Source organism: Mucilaginibacter sp. UR6-1 (genome assembly GCF_020880975.1).
Taxonomy (GTDB): Bacteria; Bacteroidota; Bacteroidia; order Sphingobacteriales; family Sphingobacteriaceae; genus Mucilaginibacter.
In genome coordinates, this window is sequence record NZ_JAJIWP010000002.1 from 775,965 (window position 1) to 794,534 (window position 18,570).

General features: G+C 45.0%; 12 protein-coding genes. 10 read left to right on the forward strand and 2 right to left on the reverse strand.

The window, feature by feature from the left end:
- Positions 1-95: 95 nt before the first annotated feature.
- A complete protein-coding gene (locus LJ707_RS08800; protein WP_228950436.1) occupies positions 96-1,676 on the forward strand; it encodes a M20/M25/M40 family metallo-hydrolase in 1,581 nt (526 codons plus the stop codon).
- 66 nt (positions 1,677-1,742) lie between these two features.
- On the opposite strand, the gene LJ707_RS08805 is transcribed toward LJ707_RS08800, so the two are convergent.
- A complete protein-coding gene (locus LJ707_RS08805) occupies positions 1,743-1,952 on the reverse strand; it encodes a hypothetical protein (RefSeq protein WP_228950437.1) in 210 nt (69 codons plus the stop codon).
- 63 nt (positions 1,953-2,015) lie between these two features.
- Here LJ707_RS08805 and LJ707_RS08810 point away from each other — a divergent pair, with 63 nt between their 5' ends.
- Both LJ707_RS08810 and LJ707_RS08815 read left to right on the forward strand, forming a co-directional pair.
- Entirely contained in the window at positions 2,016-2,489 is a 474-nt protein-coding gene (locus LJ707_RS08810) for a response regulator transcription factor (RefSeq protein ID WP_228950438.1), read from the forward strand.
- A 110-nt stretch (positions 2,490-2,599) separates the two neighbouring features.
- Positions 2,600-3,133, forward strand: a complete 534-nt coding sequence (locus LJ707_RS08815; RefSeq protein ID WP_228950439.1) for a DUF4199 domain-containing protein — start codon at positions 2,600-2,602, stop codon at positions 3,131-3,133.
- 173 nt (positions 3,134-3,306) lie between these two features.
- Here LJ707_RS08815 and LJ707_RS08820 read toward each other — a convergent pair whose 3' ends face one another.
- Complete coding sequence (locus LJ707_RS08820; protein ID WP_228950440.1) at positions 3,307-4,746, reverse strand: DUF3943 domain-containing protein; 1,440 nt, start codon at positions 4,744-4,746, stop codon at positions 3,307-3,309.
- A gap of 241 nt (positions 4,747-4,987) precedes the next feature.
- On the opposite strand from LJ707_RS08820, the gene LJ707_RS08825 reads away from it, so the two are divergent.
- The 7 genes from LJ707_RS08825 to LJ707_RS08855 are packed head-to-tail and all read left to right on the forward strand — an operon-like array spanning position 4,988 to position 18,348.
- Positions 4,988-6,202 carry a Pycsar system effector family protein gene (locus LJ707_RS08825; protein WP_228950441.1) on the forward strand — a complete coding sequence of 405 codons (1,215 nt, stop codon included), beginning with the start codon at positions 4,988-4,990 and terminating at the stop codon, positions 6,200-6,202.
- Complete coding sequence (gene ppk1 / locus LJ707_RS08830) at positions 6,192-8,243, forward strand: polyphosphate kinase 1 (protein ID WP_228950442.1); 2,052 nt, start codon at positions 6,192-6,194, stop codon at positions 8,241-8,243. The genes LJ707_RS08825 and ppk1 overlap by 11 nt, the downstream gene beginning before the upstream one ends.
- The gene (locus LJ707_RS08835; protein ID WP_228950443.1) at positions 8,227-9,114 is read left to right on the forward strand and encodes an SdiA-regulated domain-containing protein; all 888 of its coding nucleotides are present in this window, start codon (positions 8,227-8,229) and stop codon (positions 9,112-9,114) included. The genes ppk1 and LJ707_RS08835 overlap by 17 nt, the downstream gene beginning before the upstream one ends.
- Before the next feature lie 26 nt (positions 9,115-9,140).
- The gene (locus LJ707_RS08840; RefSeq protein WP_228950444.1) at positions 9,141-9,770 is read left to right on the forward strand and encodes a phosphatase PAP2 family protein; all 630 of its coding nucleotides are present in this window, start codon (positions 9,141-9,143) and stop codon (positions 9,768-9,770) included.
- A complete protein-coding gene (locus LJ707_RS08845; RefSeq protein ID WP_228950445.1) occupies positions 9,760-13,371 on the forward strand; it encodes a BamA/TamA family outer membrane protein in 3,612 nt (1,203 codons plus the stop codon). The genes LJ707_RS08840 and LJ707_RS08845 overlap by 11 nt, the downstream gene beginning before the upstream one ends.
- A 15-nt stretch (positions 13,372-13,386) precedes the next feature.
- Positions 13,387-15,732 carry a hypothetical protein gene (locus tag LJ707_RS08850; RefSeq protein WP_228950446.1) on the forward strand — a complete coding sequence of 782 codons (2,346 nt, stop codon included), beginning with the start codon at positions 13,387-13,389 and terminating at the stop codon, positions 15,730-15,732.
- A gap of 39 nt (positions 15,733-15,771) precedes the next feature.
- The gene (locus tag LJ707_RS08855; protein WP_228950447.1) at positions 15,772-18,348 is read left to right on the forward strand and encodes a BamA/TamA family outer membrane protein; all 2,577 of its coding nucleotides are present in this window, start codon (positions 15,772-15,774) and stop codon (positions 18,346-18,348) included.
- The last annotated feature ends 222 nt before the right edge of the window (positions 18,349-18,570 follow it).

An 18,570-nucleotide genomic window follows, 5' to 3' on the forward strand; every position in this document is an offset into this window, starting at 1 on the left:
TTTAATGTGATGCTCTCCGGCAACGGAGGGCATTTTTTTTGGTAAAATACCTGTTGCATCATTGGTGTGATTTTAAATCTTTATAAATTAACAGCATGAAACTAACTGACCTTTATTCAAAACCGGCCAAAACCCTTATGGCCGCATTGTTTATCTCGGGCGCAATGTGCAACTACGACGCTTATGCGCAAACCAAAGATGCCGTTGTAGATAACATTGTTAAAGAAGCTAATGAAAACTCACAGCTAAAAAACCTTGCCCACGAGTTGCTTGATGTAGTAGGCCCCCGCCTGGTAGGCACACCGCAAATGCAGCAGGCCAATAACTGGGCTGTCGAAAAATATAAAGGCTGGGGCATTGCCGCCCGTAATGAAAAGTGGGGCGAGTGGCGCGGCTGGGAGCGCGGCATATCGCACATTGATATGATATCGCCGCGGGTGCACACCCTTGAAGCTACGCAGTTAGCCTGGAGCCCCGGCATGAAAAAGAGCGTAACTGCCGAACTTATCATCATCCCTGATGTGGCCGACTCGGTAGCCTTTAAAAAATGGCTGCCCGCGGTTAAAGGTAAATTTGTACTAATATCAATGATGCAGCCAACCGGCCGGCCCGATTATAACTGGAAGGAATTTGCCACGCCCGAATCATTTGAAAAAATGAAAAAGGAGCGTACTGCGCAAACAACAGCCTGGGCTGCCCGCATAAGCAAAACGGGTTATAACGGCCGCACCCTTCCTGTGGCGCTCGAAAAAGCAGGCGCGGCAGGCGTAGTGATCAACAACTGGTCGGCAGGCTTTGGGGTTGATAAAATATTTGGCGCTTACACTAAAAAAGTACCAACCATTGATGTAGCCCTTGAAGATTATGGCCTGTTGTACCGCCTGATCGAATCAGGACATAAACCAAAGATCCGCGTACAAACCGAATCAAAAGAAAACGGTGTAGTGCCAACCTTTAACACTATTGCCGAAATTAAAGGCAGCGAAAAACCTAACGAGTACGTAATCCTGTCAGCCCACTTTGACTCATGGGATGGTGGCACCGGCGCAACTGACAATGGTACCGGCACGCTTACCATGATGGAGGCCATGCGTATCCTGAAAAAGATATATCCAAACCCAAAACGTACCATACTGGTAGGCCACTGGGGCAGCGAGGAGCAGGGGTTGAACGGCTCAAGGGCTTTTGTGGAGGATCATCCAGAAATAGTAAAAAATATACAGGCTGTATTTAACCAGGATAACGGTACCGGCCGTGTGGTTAACCTTAGCGGCCAGGGTTTTCTGAATGCTTATGACTACCTGGGCCGCTGGCTGAGCAAGGTACCTGATAGCATCCGCACGCAAATAGAAACCTCATTCCCCGGCGCGCCTGGTCGTGGCGGGTCTGATTTTGCCTCGTTTGTAGCGGCAGGTGCACCGGCATTTTCATTGAGCTCAAACAGTTGGTCGTACGGCAATTATACCTGGCACACCAATCGTGATACGTATGATAAAATAGTATTTGACGATTTGCGCAACAACGCCATGCTGGCCGCCATATTGGCTTACCTGGCCAGCGAGGATCCGGCTAAAACATCAAACGAGAAAAGCGTAATGCCAGTTAACCCACGCACCGGCGAACAGGTTAAATGGCCTGAACAAACATCCCCAACCCGTCGTGGCGGTTTAGATTAATTATCGCCGTTAACTAATAAAGGCACCTGGTAAAAGGTGCCTTTATTAGTTAAGTATGTTTATACATCACTTTTTTGATGTGGCTACAATAACTATCCCGCCTATTAGCAACACGCCCCCGAGGTAAGGCGGCCAACTTACGGTTTTCTCCTTATCTGCCGATACCTGTATAGGGCCGGCATCTATTACCTTTTCCTTTTTGGTATAGGTAAAGCCCGTCCATATCAGCATGGCTGCGCCTATAACTATCAATATAATTCCAGTAACTCTGTTCATTATCTTTTTGGTTTATGTAAATGATAAGTAGCACAGGCGGCAAAATGTTTTATTTTTGATGACATGACCACCGCCTTCTGGCTCAAATACCGATCAACTTTGCTGTACGGGCTTTTATTAGCCTTGCTGCTATTTTTGCTTAAATGGCTTGAACTGCGATTGATAATGGTTAACCACTCGTTTGAAATATATGCAGGCAGCATTGCTATTATATTTACTGCACTGGGTATATGGCTGGCTGTAAAACTTACCGCCCCAAAAGTAAAAACCGTAGTAGTTGAAAAGCAGGTTTTTGTTGATAACCACGCTGAATTTACATTTAATGCGGATGCGCTGCAAACCACGGGCCTTAGCACCCGGGAGTTAGATGTGTTGCAACTGATGGCGCAAGGTTTAAGCAACCAGCAAATTGCCGACCGTTTATTTGTATCATTAAATACCATTAAAACCCATACCTCAAAAATATTGGAGAAGCTGGAAGCAGGCAGGCGCACCCAGGCGGTTGATAAGGCACGCAAGCTGGGGCTTGTACCATAAAAGCTCATTATTTAGTATGATGTAAAGCGTTTATAAGCAAAATCACCCTAAAGTATGAGCGTTAACAACGCCGGGATAACCACTTTTACAGCCACAAAACTTTATAACACATGAAAAAATATGTAATTACTTTCGGGATCATTGCCGGCATTATTGTAAGCGCGATGATGGTTTATTCAGCTACATCATGCTATAACACGCTCGATTTTGAAGGCAGCGAGGTAGTGGGCTACAGCTCCATGATCATTGCCTTCTCATTCATTTTTGTAGCTATAAAAAACTATCGTGATAAAAATAACGCAGGTATCATTTCATTTGGCAAAGCATTCAGGGTAGGGCTTTTTATTACCCTTGTGGCATCAACCATTTATGTACTGGTGTGGCTGATATACTTTTACAACTTTATGCCCGATTTTATGGATAAGTATACCGCGCACGTCCTGCAGCAGGCTAAAGAAAGCGGCTTATCGGCCGCGGAGTTGAAAGAGCAGACAGCCCAAATGGACAGCATGAGTGAGATGTATAAAAATCCGGTATTTGTAGTGTTGTTCACTTATATGGAGATCATGCCCGTAGGGCTCATCATTTCACTGATAGCCGCGCTGATATTAAAGCGTAGAACAGCGAAGGTTGTTGCAGTTTAGTAGTTAGAGTAAGCGTTATTGCAACAGTTTTTCTTGTCATTCCGAACGATAGGAGGAATCTGTCGCTTTGTTATTAATATAGACAGATTTCTCCTTGTACCACGTACGAAATGACAATTTTATAAAGCAGTTAGTCAAAGTCATCCCCCACAGGGAGGATTTAGGAGGGGTGCCTACAGATCAAACGCGTAACGTGCCGATAGCCGCAGATACGGATACTTTTTATTCACATCCGGGTGCTCATCATACTTGCCCTCTAAAATAAAATAGCCCGGCTCGGCCACTACCGAAAAGTTTTTTACAACCCGGTACCTGAACTCGGTGGTAAGTGTATGCAAAAAGTAATGCGAGTTATTACCGTTAACGGTAGTGAGCCACGCCCCGCGGTAATCAAGGCCGTAAAAAAAGCGGTTGTTAATATTAACACTGCCGCTTGCCCCAACACTCGCGCCGGAGGTATAATCATAATTACGCTCGTTATAAACATACGTGTTTGGCACAGCGGCCAGTATTACAGGCCCTGCACTGAATGCGGTGTTTAGTTTTACGTTATCAAGCAGTTGATACTCCGAAAAAAGGTTCATTTTTACGCTTTGCCCGCCATAAAAAAAGGCCTCATTCTCAATGTAATCGTAATTGGCTGATAGGATGGCCAGGTGCTTCATCTTCTCGCTGTTGCGCAGTTCCCAACCGGCAAGGGAACCATAAACATTGATCATATTTACTTTTGAGCTGTCATCCTGCCCCAGTTCAACATTGATAATAATGTTACTGAAAGGCGTGCTGTAATCATCATACGGGTTACCATAAATAAACCTCGCCCGGGCAAACCAGCCAAATTTGCCCTTAGCACCGGGCAGGGCATAGCTGTTAGGGTTAAACCGGCGTGCGCCAAGGTCAAGCTCTACACTAATTTTGGTAGAGTCAAACCCTGCGGCATTACGGCTAACCTTGCCCCATTTGCCGTCTATTATGCGGTTAAGGCCGTTCATGGGGTTTACAATAAAGCCTATCACCTCGTTCATTTGCCGCTTAAAACCTGTTGCCCTGTTGTTTACAATGCGGTTAGCCAGGCGGTGCGTCATCTCCCCTAAAACCACGCCGCCAAATGTAGTGTTCACAAAATCATTAGGTGAGGGGGCTTCGTTCTCGCCAAAGGTTTCCCAAAGGTAGCTGCCCGCCGCGGTTGCCAGTGCCGATTGTGTAAAGTTGTAGCCGTTTGAGCGAAACGCGTTAAAATATAAACTGCCATGATAAGGGTGCCCGAATTGGTTGGTTTTAAAAATATCCTTATCCCATGCCCAACTGCCGGGGTTAAGGTTATGTTTTATGGAACTCCAGGTAACATTGGCATATGGCGCCTTTGATATGAATTTGCTGTAGCTGAATGGTATGGCTTCGGCAAGCAGCAGTTCGCCGCCGGCGCGTAAAAAATTCTTTTTTCGAGGCTGCCGGTTCAATGATGATTTAAACTCAAGCGTATCGGCTATGATCTTTTCGGCATCAGTAGCTTTTTGTGCATAAACGGGGTGGCTAAAAGCAAATGCGAAAAAAGTGAGTGCGCAAAAAACCGTAAATGTTTTTGCAAGTTTATAGGGGGTATAAAAAAACATATCAATAACTGTTGCAACGGCTAACTGTTGAATTTGGATAGCTATTAAATAAATAAATTGTTAAGATTGTTTTAAATAGCGGGGTAATTAACCTGTGCATTTACGCTGATGATAAGCTCAATTATATCCTATAAATGTCATCTGATAGAATAAAGTAATTTAATAAGCGTTAATAGGCCGTCCTTATTTTGCATAAACACACTAATAAGCGATATTTATATCATATTCACCAAACACACACATGAACTACAAGCAATTGCTGGACGAGGTAAAGGAGCATGTTATCAAATTTTTTCATGCCCACAATAATCCCGATCTGGTATACCATAATCTTAACCATACTAAAAACGTGGTGGCGGCCGCCATGCAGATATCCAACCACTATCAGCTTAATGATGAAGACTACTTTATAGTGATAGCCGCTGCCTGGTTTCATGACATGGGCTACATGATAGATGCCTCCAGGCATGAGCAAAGCAGTGCCGAAGCCGCTACCGATCATCTGAAACATAAGGGTGTTGATCCGGCGGTTATCGCCAAAATTCAAGGGGTAATAATGGCTACCAAAATGCCGCAAAGCCCGAATGGATTGCTGGAAGAAATTATGTGCGATGCCGATCTTTTCCACCTGGGTACGGCCGATCAGCGCAAAACCAGCCGCCAATTGCGTGAGGAAATGCTGCTGTTCTGCAAAAAGGATATAAACAAGGCCGACTGGCGTAAAAAAACCATTGAACTGATGGAAAGCCATCATTACTTTACTGATTACGCCCGCTTGTTGCTTGACGATCAAAAAGCCAGAAACCTTGCCGATCTGAAAGAAAAACAGGATAAAAGTGATGCCAAACAGCAGGATGTAGTGGTTTTTGATAAGCAGGCCGAAACTACCAAAGCCGATGACGAGCCGGAGAAAAAGAAAAAGGACAGGCCCGAGCGTGGTATCGAAACCATGTTCAGGATAAGCTCAACCAACCATCAGCGGTTGAGCGATATGGCCGATAATAAGGCCCATATCATGATAACGGTTAACTCCATCATTCTTTCGGCCATCATCAGTTTGGTGCTGCGCAAGCTGGATCAGGATAGTACATGGCTTATACCTACCGTTATGCTTATCTCTGTGAGCTTGCTTACCATTACCTTTTCAATATTGGCCACGCGCCCTTCAATACCCGATGGCCGCTTTACGCTGGATAACCTGAAAAATAAGGATGTTAACCTGCTTTTCTTCGGTAATTTTTACCGAATGTCATTAGACGAGTATAGCGCCGGTATGTTCCAGTTAATGGAGGATAAGGAGTTTTTGTATGGCAACCTCATTCGCGATAACTTTTCGCAGGGCGTAGTGCTGGGTAAAAAATACCGTTTGCTGCGTATATCATACAACATATTCATGTTCGGGTTGATTGTATCGGTTTTAGCTTACATCATCGCGTCAATACTTAATGGAGATTAATAATCTGTTTAATGACCGTGACCTGAGCTGGCTCTCGTTTAACGGGCGTGTGCTGGCCGAGGCCACAAAAACCGAGGTACCGCTGCTGGAACGCATCAAGTTCCTGTCCATCTTCTCATCAAATTTGGATGAATTTTACCGCGTGCGGATGCCGGTATTGGCGGCCTTTCAAAAAATTACCAGTGATGGTGATGGGGCTGATACCGCTAACTTGCAGCAGGCGCGCGATACCATATTGGCGCAGCAGCAGCTTTTTGGTAAAACATTGTTGTCGCATATCATCCCCGAACTGAAGGAGAATAATATTCACCTGTTTTATAACGAGGCTGTGCCTGATAAGTATAAGCACTTGCTCACCGCTTATTTTTACAGTGACGTGCTCGGGTTTTTACAGCCTGTGTATGTGGGTGTAAATGATATAAACTTTTTTCCGCAAAATAACCAGCTTTATTTTTTGGTTACGCTTGATGCGGGCGGTAAGAAGGCCGAAACGGCTATTGTTAATATCCCTTCGGACAAGGTACCCCGCTTTTACACCATCGAAATGGATAATGAAACGGCGGTGTTTTTTCTGGATGATATTATGCGGCTCAATCTCGATCTGCTTTTTCCGGGCAAAACGGTTATGGGCTGCTACAGCTTTAAAATAACCCGCGATGCCGAGCTGGACCTGAAGGATGAATATACCAGCGATGTTGCCGAGCAGGTTGAAAAGCAACTGAACAAGCGCGACCAGGGTTTGGCCACCCGCTTTTTATTTGAGCCGGGTATACCCATGCATAGCCTAAATTTAACTACAGAACAGCTTGGCCTGGCTAACGCCGTGAGTGTAGAAGGCGGCAGGTATCATAATTTAAAGGATTTTGCCGACTTCCCTGTAAAAAATACCGGGCTAAGCTATAGCCGCTGGCCGGCAGTTGCCTGGCCACAGGTGCCGCAGGATGTTACCTTATTACAATATCTTGACAGGCGCGACGTTTTATTGAACGTACCATATCAATCATACCATAGCATTTTACGTTTTTTTAATGAGGCGGCTACACATCCCGATGTGGAGGAGGTATACATAACGCTTTACCGCGTGGCCCGCGAATCAAAAATTGTGAACGCGCTCATCAGCGCGGCTAAAAACGGTAAAAAGGTAACCGTAATGATCGAGCTGAAAGCACGGTTTGATGAGGCCAACAACATTAAGTGGGCCCGCAAAATGAAGGACGCCGGTGTACGTATTATTTACAGCATAACGGCGCTAAAGGTACACGCTAAGGTAGCGCTGGTAAAACGCAGGCAAGGCGACAGGATAAAATATACAGGCTTATTGGCAACGGGCAACTTTAACGAGAGCACGGCATCATTTTATACTGACCATATTTTAATGACAAGCAACCCGGCGCTAACACGCGAAATGGAGTTGCTGCTATTGTTCCTTACCAAAAGGCAAAAACCATCCTCGCCGGACCTGATACCATTCAGCGAATTGCTGGTATCGCAGTTTAACCTGCAGAGGCGTTTTTTGGAACTTATTGACCTGGAGATAGCGAATGCGCGGCAGAGATTGCCCGCATCCGTCATTATCAAGATGAATAACCTGGAAGAGAAGGTGCTCATCAGCAAGTTATATGATGCCTCACGCGCAGGCGTGAAGATACAGTTGATTGTTAGGGGGATATGCTGCATAGTGCCCGGTGTTGAAGGTATGAGCGAAAATATCATTGTGCGCCGCATTGTTGACCGCTACCTGGAGCATGGGCGAATATTTATATTTGAGAATGCAGGAGAGAAGGAAATTTACATGGGCTCGGCTGATTGGATGAACAGGAATATTTACCGCCGTATAGAGGTGTGTTTCCCGGTTTATGATGCCGGCATTAAAGCGCAGATATTGCATTTGATCGATCTGCAATTACAGGATAATGTTCAGGCGGTTTACATTGATCAGGCTATGAGCAACAGGCCGGTTGAAAAGCAGGGCGAGGCGATACAATCGCAACAGGCCATTTATAGTTTTTTGAAGAATAATAAATATGAAGCAATTATATAAGGAGTTTAAATTTCAGTCGGTATTTGTATTGGTGCTTTCGCTGGTGTTCATCAGCTTTTCGTGCATGCAAAAAAAGGAAGCGGCGAAAAATCCACCGGGATACGATCTGTCAAAACCACAAAAATTTGTGATGCCTGCCAGTCTTACCGAAATATCAGGCCATACCTTTTACAAAGGCGACGCGGCAGTGGTTTACGCGCAGGAGGATGAAAGCGGCAAGGTATACTTTTTTAAGCCCGGCGCTAAGGATGTAGCATCAACCCAATTTGCAGGCCCGGGCGACTATGAAGACATTGCCATTTGCCGTGAGCAGGTAATTATGCTGCGCAGCGATGGCGTATTGTTCATCTTTCCATTAGCACAGGTTAAGGCAGGCAAGGTTACATCGGTTAAAACCATCAACAATATACTGCCTAAGGGCGAATATGAGGGCATGTATGCCGATGAAAAAACAGGCACCATCTACATCATCACCAAAAATAGTAAAGCTGACAAAAAAATGAATATTACTGCCGGGTATAAATTCAACCTTTTGGCCGGTAATAACGTAAAACAGGCAGGTGAGTTTAGCATATCAACCGGGGAGATAGCGGCCATTTCCGGAGAGAAAAAGAAAAAGAAGAAGGAAAAGTTCATGCCTTCGGCACTTACCAGAAACCCGCTTACCAATGAGTGGTACATACTATCATCCATCAACAAAATGATAGTAGTTGCCGATAGTAATTGGAAAGTAAAGGACGTTTATCCGCTCAACCGATCACTTTTCCCGCAGCCTGAAGGCATCGCTTTTGACAGGCAGGGCAACTTATATATTTCAAACGAAGGTGGTAAAGGCAGCGGTACGCTGCTTAAATATGTGTATAACAGGTAATTTGTATATTTTAAGTAAATTAGCGTATGCGTATAGTGGTTAAGTGTTTTTTGCTGTTTATTTTTGCTGCTGTTGTAAGCTTTTGCAAACCGGTTTATGCCCAGGGATGGGATGCCAAATTGCTGAACAAGATCAACCCCGACAGGCCAACATCACAGTACTGGATAAATACCAGTAACTCGGTTTATTGGGCAAGCGCGGCAGTGCCGGCAGGTTCGCTTATTTATGGATTAATAAGCGGCGATGAAAAGGCCAAGCACAGCTCGGTTGATCTGTTTATAAGCCTGGGGGCTAACATGCTGGCTACTGATTTGATGAAGCGATCATTTAACCGCACGCGCCCCGGCGATAGATACCCGAACATGATTTTTCCGGTATCGCCAACAACTGATATGTCAATGCCGTCAGGCCATACAAGTATGGCTTTTGCAACGGCAACAACCATGTCATTACAATATAAAAAGTGGTACGTTACGGTGCCTGCCTATGCTTGGGCGGCATCAGTAGGGTACTCACGCATGTATTTAGGTAAACATTACCCCTCAGATGTATTGGGCGGCGCGGCGTTAGGGATAGGAGCGGGTTATGCAAGCCATTGGCTTAACCGAAAATTATTTAAACGCTACTACACCACACCAAAGCCCTATGCGCAATAAACTTACCCTATTATTAATACTGATTTTTAGCATACATAACGCCATTGCGCAAAAAGGCCCGGTAAGTTACCGGGTCATTTTTATTGGTGACGCCGGCGAAATGGACACCCAGCAGGGTGCAGTGCTTGCACATGCCACCGCGCAAACCATACCCGGCAAAAGTATGGTGATGTACCTTGGCGATAATATTTATCCCCGTGGTATGGGCCTGCCCGGCAGCCCCGAGCAAAAACAAACCGAAGATATACTTAAATCGCAGTACCAACCTTTCAGGGCTAAGGGTGTGCCGGTATACTTTGTACCCGGTAATCATGATTGGGACCGCATGGGCCCATTGGGCCTTGCCAAAATAAAACAGCAATGGGCATTTTTGGATGCACAGCAGGATAGTTTACTCAAACTTGTTCCGCGGGATGGCTGCCCCGACCCGGTGGAGATAAACCTTACCGATAGCCTAACCATCATCGCGTTTGACAGTGAATGGTGGTTGTTTCAATATAACAAGGATAACCCGGATGCGGAGTGCGATTGCAATAACCGCCAGGATGTTATAGCACGGATGCAGCAACTGTTTGAAAAAAATAAAGGGAAAATGATATTGCTGGCATCGCATCATCCCTTTAAAACTTATGGTACGCATGGCGGCTACTTCTCGTTAAAAGACCACATATTCCCGCTTACAGCCGCCAAAAAGAATTTATATATCCCGCTGCCGGTTATCGGCTCACTATATCCATTACTGCGTACGCTGTTCACTAACCCTGAAGATACCGGCCACCCGCTTTATAAGAATATGATAAAGGGTATAGATGGTGTTTTCAATGGCTATCCCGACCTCATCCATGTGGCAGGGCACGATCATGGCTTGCAATTCATTAAAAACAAAAACATGGTGCAGGTAGTAAGCGGCGCCGGTGCAAAGCGTACCTATGCCAAAAAGGGCAAGTATTCGCTTTTTGCCGATGCTACCCAGGGCTATGTTACTGCCGATATGATGCAGGACAAGAGCATCGTATTTACTTACTACATTTTTACCGCTGGTGTAGTAAAACAGGCTTTTACCTACACGCAGCCATATGTTGCCGTAAATTACCGCGATTCAGTACCAAAACCCATTACTGTTGATAGTACCATTATTGCCGTAAGGCCTGAATATAACAAGGGCGGCAGTATGCACCGTTTCTTTTTCGGCGAGAACTACCGTAAAGAATGGGCGCAGCCAACTAAGCTACCGGTTATCCGCCTGTCGCAAATACATGGAGGGTTAAAGCCTACACAATTGGGCGGCGGCTACCAGTCAAAATCATTGCGTTTAGTTGATAAGAGCGGTAAGGAGTGGGTATTGCGCAGTGTAGAGAAAAGCCCTGAAAAGGTACTTCCCGGCGAATTGCAGGAAACCTTTGCCAAGGATTGGGTGAACGATGCCATGAGCGCCCAGCACCCATACTCGGCATTAATTATACCGCCAATGGCTGATGCTGCAAGAGTGCCTCATTCAAACCCGATCATCGGGGTGGTATCGCCTGATGCAAATTTGGGTAAGTATGGTGCCATATTCAACAACATGGTGTGCTTGCTGGAGGAACGCGAACCTATTGGCGATTCAAAAAATACTGTAAAAACCATCAAAGCACTTAATAAGGATAACGATAATAAGTTTGATGCCCGCGAATTTGTGCGCGCCCGTATGCTTGATTTGCTGGTGGGCGACTGGGACCGCCATGAAGATCAATGGCGCTGGGCCGAAAAGAAGCAGGGCGACAATACCGTTTATACCGCCGTTCCGCGCGACCGCGACCAGGCTTTGTATGTAAACCAGGGCTTGTTTCCGGGTATTGCGGGTTTGCCGTGGGTAGTGCCCACTTTGCAGGGTTTTGATGGCGATATACCAAGCGTAAAATGGTCTATATTTAAATCGAGGTTTTTAAATATGTATCCGCAGGCTAACTTTAGCTACCAGGATTGGATGAATATGGCCACCGAGTTTGTATCGGCCGAAAGTGATGAGGTGCTTGAAGCCGGTTTGAAAAGATTGCCTGCCGAAATTTACGCCATTCGCCACAAGGAGCTGCTGGCCAAACTTAAAGAGCGCCGCAATAACATCCCTGCCGCCATGGCCAAGTATTACAGGTTTGTTAACAAGATAGTTGATATACGCACCACCGATAAAAACGAACTGGTTGAAATAACCGGCGATACGGCACGGTCATTGAAAGTGGTCATCAAAAAAATAAACAAGGATGGCAAAGCGGAAGATTTGCTGATGAACAACACCTTTAGCCGCGATATTACCAAAGAGATAAGGCTTTATGTTGAGGATGGCGACGACCATGTTGTTATCAATAACAAAACATCACCTATAAAACTGCGTGTTATTGGCAAAAAGGGCGATAAGGTTTATGAAATAGCCAATACCACCAAAAGCATCCCGCTGTATAACAAGGGCAACAACATTACCTTTAAAGGTGATAGCACCCGCTTTAAAAAACATTTAAGGGCTGATAGCGCCAACACGGCCTTTGTACCGATTGAACTTTACAACCGGCTTATACCATTGGCAACAGGTGCTTTAAATGCTGATGATGGTTTGATATTTGGTTTGGGTTTCAAGTATATACACCAGGAAGGTTTCCGCAAGGCGCCTTATAATGATTCGCATCAGGTGCTGGTCAGTCATTCATTTGCAACAAAAGCCTTCCGCATAAAATATAATGCAGAGTGGATGGAAGCAATTGGAAAAGCCGATATAACTTTGCAAACGTTAATACAAGCTCCTGATAATACGGCCAACTTTTTTGGCCGCGGTAACGAAACTGATTTTGACCGTGTTGGCAACTGGAAGCGTTATTATCGCACCCGGTTTAATACGGTCGAGATAGATCCGGCGCTGAGGTGGCGAACCTCGCCGGGTACATCGGTAAGCATTGGTCCGTCATTCCAGTACTATCATCTTGATAAGGATGATAATGCAGGCAGGTTTATCAACAATACGCCGCTTATCGGTTCGTACGATAGCGCTACGGTTGATAAGGATAAATTACATGCAGGCGTGGTGTTCAACTTTATAAGTGATAAGCGCAACAACCCGATACTACCAACATGGGGCAACGTAGTTAACATAAAAGTGGAGGGATATGCAGGGTTAAACAGCTACTCAAAATCGTACATACAAATACTGCCCGAGGTGGCCTTTTATAAAAGCCTTAACTCAAGTGGTTCAATAGTACTTGCCGATAGGGTTGGCGGTGGTGTAACCATTGGCAAAACGGCATTCTATCAATCATTGTTTCTGGGCGGCATACAAAACCTGCAGGGTTTCCGTCAATACAGGTTTGCCGGTCAGCACAGTGCCTATAATAACCTGGAACTGCGTATTAAACTTGGCGATTTTGCCAGTTACATATTACCGGGGCAATTTGGCATAACCGGTTTTTTTGATGTTGGCAGGGTTTGGGAAAAAGGCGAACAAAGCGACAAATGGCATATTGGCAATGGCGGTGGCATTTATTTTGCACCGGCACGTATGGCAGTGGTACAGTTAGTCGCCGGGCATTCTGACGAAGGCTGGTACCCCTACATATCTATGAAGTTTAGATATTAAGATAACACACCAAAAATGCACACCGAAATACTTGAAATAAACCAGGATCAATGCGTTGTTTGCCAGGTTGAAACAAGGCTATCCTTTAAACCGCTGGTAAACCATTTAAAGGAGCGGCTTAAAACCGAGCATCCTATAAAGGCGCAGTTCTATAAATTCCTGCTCGAAAAACTGAGCGAACTGGAGGCTGATGATTATATTGTAAGAGTTGCTGATATTGAAAAACACCAGGAAACGCTGGTGCTGATATATACCATACTTACCCCGCTTGTGGCCAGCGAAAAAGAATTTTTTTGGGCTATGAGTACCCCCGTACCCGATAAAATATTTTTTAGCACCGATGCTTTTTATGATTTTTATACCAATAACGCGGAGGTAGCCCATGTTGATGGTTATGAGGAAGAAGATCATATCCAGAAAAAGCAACTCCAGTTTATTTATCAGCTTATACTTAAACGGTTTTACAACTTTACATCCCTGTTTAAGGATGAAAAGATACTGAACTATACCGACCCGGTAACCCACATCAGTAAGTATTACAGCATACATGCCGATACCAGCTTTATAGATATTTTTGTGGATGGCGAACTGCCCGTGCTTGACTTTGAAACCATAGGCGAGCAGATGCACGAAGGCAATGAACTCGAAATACTGGTTAAGTTGCTGCCTTTAAACCTGTTTAGGCTGGAAGGGTTTACCATACTTACGCTTACCGATATTACCATGACGCGGGCTATTGACAACCTGCGCTCCATACTGGTTGAACATACTGACGAGCGTACCGCTTACCCGCAGGTAATACAGTCGCTTAAAACACTTGCCGGTAATGATGAGATAGAATTTGGTATAATGCCGTTTCTTACCATTAACGATAAGCTGGTTTTTGACAGCGATGAGTGCAAGGATAGCGTATTGCTTGATGCCGCCTCTGAGGCTGGTATTGCCGATGAGGTAATGTATGCCCTGGTAGAAGAGTATCGCAAAAATCCGCGGCCTATCATCTACACTAAAATTACCGATGAAAAAGCGGTAGATAATGTAATGCTGCGCATTGTTAAGAAGGCCGGCATATGTGCTTATACACTTATCCCGATCTATTACAATAAAAAACTGGCCGGTGCCATGGAGCTGCACTCCAAAAAGGAACTTATCATTGATGAGGTGCTGCTCTCAAAACTGCAGCGGGCTATACCATTGCTTGCACAGTTGTTTCAGTATAGTATTGACAGGTTTAACTCGGCCATTGATGCTATTTTAAAGGATAAGTTTACCGCGTTGCAGCCATCCGTGCAATGGAAGTTTAATGAGGTGGCTTTAAATTATCTTAAAGGCTTAAAAAATAACGATCGTATTCCTGTTATTGATACCGTGGTGTTTGAGGATATGTACCCGCTGTTTGGCGCTATCGATATCCGCAATTCTACCATCGAGCGTAACATAGCCTTGCAGGAAGACTTAAAGCAACTGCTTAATGTGCTTTGTGAAACGCTTAAAGCGGTAAAAGAGCATGTTGATATGAGCCTGATAGATAAACTTATATATAATGTGGGTGAATGGCAGGTACGCATAAGCGAGTATACCAACGCTAATGACGAGGTAATGCTTCGCGCGTTTCTGGATAGCGAGGTTGATCCGTTGCTGAAGCATATACGCACCGGGCATCCCGCAACTGCGGCTGTTATTAATGGGTATTTTAGCTCGGTACGCGAGGAAAGCGGCATAGCCTACCAGCGCCGCCGTGAGCTGGAAACGTCAATGCAATTGATCAATACCTCGGTAAGCCATTACCTGGAAAAGGCGCAGGCCATGCTGCAAAAGTCGTATCCATGTTATTTCAGCAAGTTCCGTACAGATGGGGTGGAGTATGATATCTACATCGGCCAATCCATAGCGCCCGAGATGCCTTTTAATAATGTGTATCTTAAAAATCTGCGCCTGTGGCAAATACGTTCAATGGTTGAAATAGCGCGGCTAACTGCCGGTTTATCAAAAAAAATGGTGAAACCGCTGTACACTACGCACATGATATTTATCCATTCTAATCCGATCAATATCAGTTTCAGAAATGATGAACGCCGTTTTGATGTGGAGGGGGCCTATAACATACGTTACGAGGTAGTTAAAAAACGCATTGATAAGGTATTGATAAAAGGCACTACCGAACGCCTTACCCAACCCGGCAAAGTAGCGCTGGTATATTTTAACCAGCAGGAGGCAGGCGAGTACCTGGAGTACATACAGTATTTACAGGAGCAGGGTTTTTTAACAGGCGAGGTTGAACAGTTGGAATTAGAGGAATTACAAGGCGTATCGGGCTTAAAAGCCATACGTGCTGCTGTAAAATACATTGATACCGAATAAAAATTATTAGAATTGCATTAGAAAAACATGCAAACCGCTATGAATAAACTTTACCATATTTTTTTATTCATAGCGGTTTTGTTTTTTAGGCCGATGCTATCGCTCGCGCAGCAAAACACAACTGCTGATAGTATTACGGTGGCCATAGCGCCCGAATATAATAAGGTAAGCAAATTGCACCGCTTTTTTTTAGGTAACCATAACCGGGCAATATGGGCGGCACCGGTAAAGCTGCGCGTTATCCACCTGTCAACAGAAAAGGGGGGATTAAAAATAATACAGTTGGGCGGAGGCATGCAAACCCGCTCACTGCGTTTGCAGGACCCAAGCGGGCAGCAATGGGTATTACGTACCCTGCAAAAATATCCCGACCGTAAACTTCCCGATAACCTTAAAAAAACCGTAGCCAAAGATATTTTGCAGGATCAGGTATCATCAGCGCACCCCTTTAGTTCGCTGGTTGTGCCGCCACTGGCTAAGGCTTTGAATATACCGCACGCTAATCCTGAAATAGTTTACGTGGCAGACGATGCTGCATTGGGTACCTACCGTAATGATTTTTCAAACCAGGTATTTTTATTGGAGGAACGTGAACCGCTTGATGCGGAAAAAACCTACAATACTGATAAGGTGCAGGATAAGATACGCGATGACAATGATAACAAGGTTGATGAAAAGCTGGTTTTGCGTGCCCGCCTGCTTGATATGCTGCTTGGCGACTGGGACCGCCATGAAGACCAATGGCGCTGGGAAAAAACCGAAGGTAAAAAGGGTGATGTTTACAAACCCATACCCCGCGACCGCGACCAGGTGTTTTATTATACCAATGGTGTTTTTCCGTGGATAGTATCGCACCAATGGCTGGCCTCAAAGTTTCAGGGTTATGGCGATCACATTCGGGATATTGATGGATGGAATGTGCAGGCCCGTTACTTTGACCGGTATTTTTTGAATCAGCTTGATGAGGACGATTGGAAAAAAGAAATTACCCATGTGCAAAAAACGCTGACCGATGAACTGATCATATCGGCGGTAAAACGTATGCCCGATACGGTTTACAAAATATCGGGCGACAGGATAGTAGCCAACTTTATATCACGCCGGAACAAGTTGATGGAGCAGGGCCTGGAGTATTATCGTTTCATATCAAAATATATTGAGATACCTGCTACCGATAAGCACGATGGTTTTACCGTAACCAATAATGCCGATGGCAGCCTGAAGGTTGCCGTTAACAAAATAAAAAAGGATGGGAGTATTGACCACTCCACCTACAAACGCACCTTTTACCCCGATGTAACCAAAGAAGTGCGCCTTTATGGTTTTGATAACAGCGACAGATTTACAGTAAGCGGATCGCATCCCTCAAAAATAAAACTGCGTATAGTGGCCGGTACCGGTAATGATACGGTGCGCATTGCCGATAGCCTGCACAACAAGGGCAATATCTATATTTATGATCTGAAACAGGAAAGTAACGTGCTGCCATCAAGCTCACAAGCCAAACTGCGGCTTTCTGCCGATAGCGCGGTAAACAGCTACGATAAGCAAAGCTTTAAGTATGACAGGTTTGCCATTGTTACCCTTGCCAATTACGGGGTTGATAGGGGTATATCGCTTATCGGTGGTTTTTCGTACGAGAAGCATGGCTTCCGTAAGGAGCCCTACGCTTACAGGCATGAGTTTTTAACGGAGTATTCGCTTGCCCGAAAATCATTTGTATTTACCTACACCGGCGATTTTATAAAGATTTTTGGTAATACCAACCTGATGGTAAACCTTAAAGCACGCGGCCCCAATAACGTAAGCAACTTTTTTGGCCTGGGTAACGAGAGTGTTTTTATAAACCGTGGCAGGCGCGAAATTGGCTACTACCGTAACCGGTACGATCTGGTAACCGGCGATGTTTCGCTTTATCAAAACATTAATAACTGGCGCTTTAGCGCTGGTGTGGCGGGGCAATTTTACACCGCTTCGCGCGATAATAATGAGCGGAAATTTCTGTGGCTGTACGATGAACAGAACCCCCGGCAGGAGGTATTTGCCGACAGGGCGTATGCAGGTTTTGTAACCAATGCGCAGTTAGATACCCGCAACAAATCGCTTATACCAACGCAGGGTGTTTTTTGGAACACCACCTTTTCGGGCTATGCCGGGGTAAGCGGCGGGCATAATAAATATCTGCAGCTACAGTCGGAATTTGGCTTTGTTGTCAATCCGGATCGTGATTCGGTATGGGTGATCATTAACCGCACCGGCGGCGGGCATATTTTTGGCGATGCCGAGTATTTTCAAAAGGTAAAGCTTGGCGGGCTGGCTAACCTGCGTGGCTTTCATACCAACCGTTTTACCGGCGAAACCATGCTGTACAATGATCTGGAAACGCGCGTAAAGCTTTTTGATTTTACTTCGTACCTGCTGCCGGGTTCAGTAGGTTTGATCGGGTTTACAGATGCAGGCCGCGTATGGTCGCCGGGTGAAAGCTCAAGCAAGATACATGTAGGTTATGGCGGCGGTTTTTACGTGATACCGGCGCGGTTGGTATTGATCGAGGCTATGATGGGTTTCTCGCGCGAGGGTGCCATTCCTTATATATCATTAGGCCTGCATTTTTAAATGATACAGCGCATTATACGCACTGCTTAAATACAAACTGCTAAAACATTTTAAATAATTTATAAAAGTTTGCTTCAAAGTGTATACTTTACGATAAATTTGAAATACAACCACAGGCTGTAATATTTTGTGATAATTCGAATATTTGTAAAAAATGGTTTTATCCATCATCAGCAACATAGTGGCCGGTAAACCTTAACTAAATTATTGAAGATCTAATAC

Bases quoted from the DNA above. Each gene is read 5' to 3' on its own strand.
- LJ707_RS08800 (WP_228950436.1), top strand. From the start codon at position 96: ATGAAACTAACTGACCTTTATTCAAAACCGGCCAAAACCCTTATGGCC.
- LJ707_RS08805 (WP_228950437.1), bottom strand. From the start codon at position 1,952: ATGAACAGAGTTACTGGAATTATATTGATAGTTATAGGCGCAGCCATG.
- LJ707_RS08810 (WP_228950438.1), top strand. From the start codon at position 2,016: ATGACCACCGCCTTCTGGCTCAAATACCGATCAACTTTGCTGTACGGG.
- LJ707_RS08815 (WP_228950439.1), top strand. From the start codon at position 2,600: ATGAAAAAATATGTAATTACTTTCGGGATCATTGCCGGCATTATTGTA.
- LJ707_RS08820 (WP_228950440.1), bottom strand. From the start codon at position 4,746: ATGTTTTTTTATACCCCCTATAAACTTGCAAAAACATTTACGGTTTTT.
- LJ707_RS08825 (WP_228950441.1), top strand. From the start codon at position 4,988: ATGAACTACAAGCAATTGCTGGACGAGGTAAAGGAGCATGTTATCAAA.
- ppk1 (WP_228950442.1), top strand. From the start codon at position 6,192: ATGGAGATTAATAATCTGTTTAATGACCGTGACCTGAGCTGGCTCTCG.
- LJ707_RS08835 (WP_228950443.1), top strand. From the start codon at position 8,227: ATGAAGCAATTATATAAGGAGTTTAAATTTCAGTCGGTATTTGTATTG.
- LJ707_RS08840 (WP_228950444.1), top strand. From the start codon at position 9,141: ATGCGTATAGTGGTTAAGTGTTTTTTGCTGTTTATTTTTGCTGCTGTT.
- LJ707_RS08845 (WP_228950445.1), top strand. From the start codon at position 9,760: ATGCGCAATAAACTTACCCTATTATTAATACTGATTTTTAGCATACAT.
- LJ707_RS08850 (WP_228950446.1), top strand. From the start codon at position 13,387: ATGCACACCGAAATACTTGAAATAAACCAGGATCAATGCGTTGTTTGC.
- LJ707_RS08855 (WP_228950447.1), top strand. From the start codon at position 15,772: ATGAATAAACTTTACCATATTTTTTTATTCATAGCGGTTTTGTTTTTT.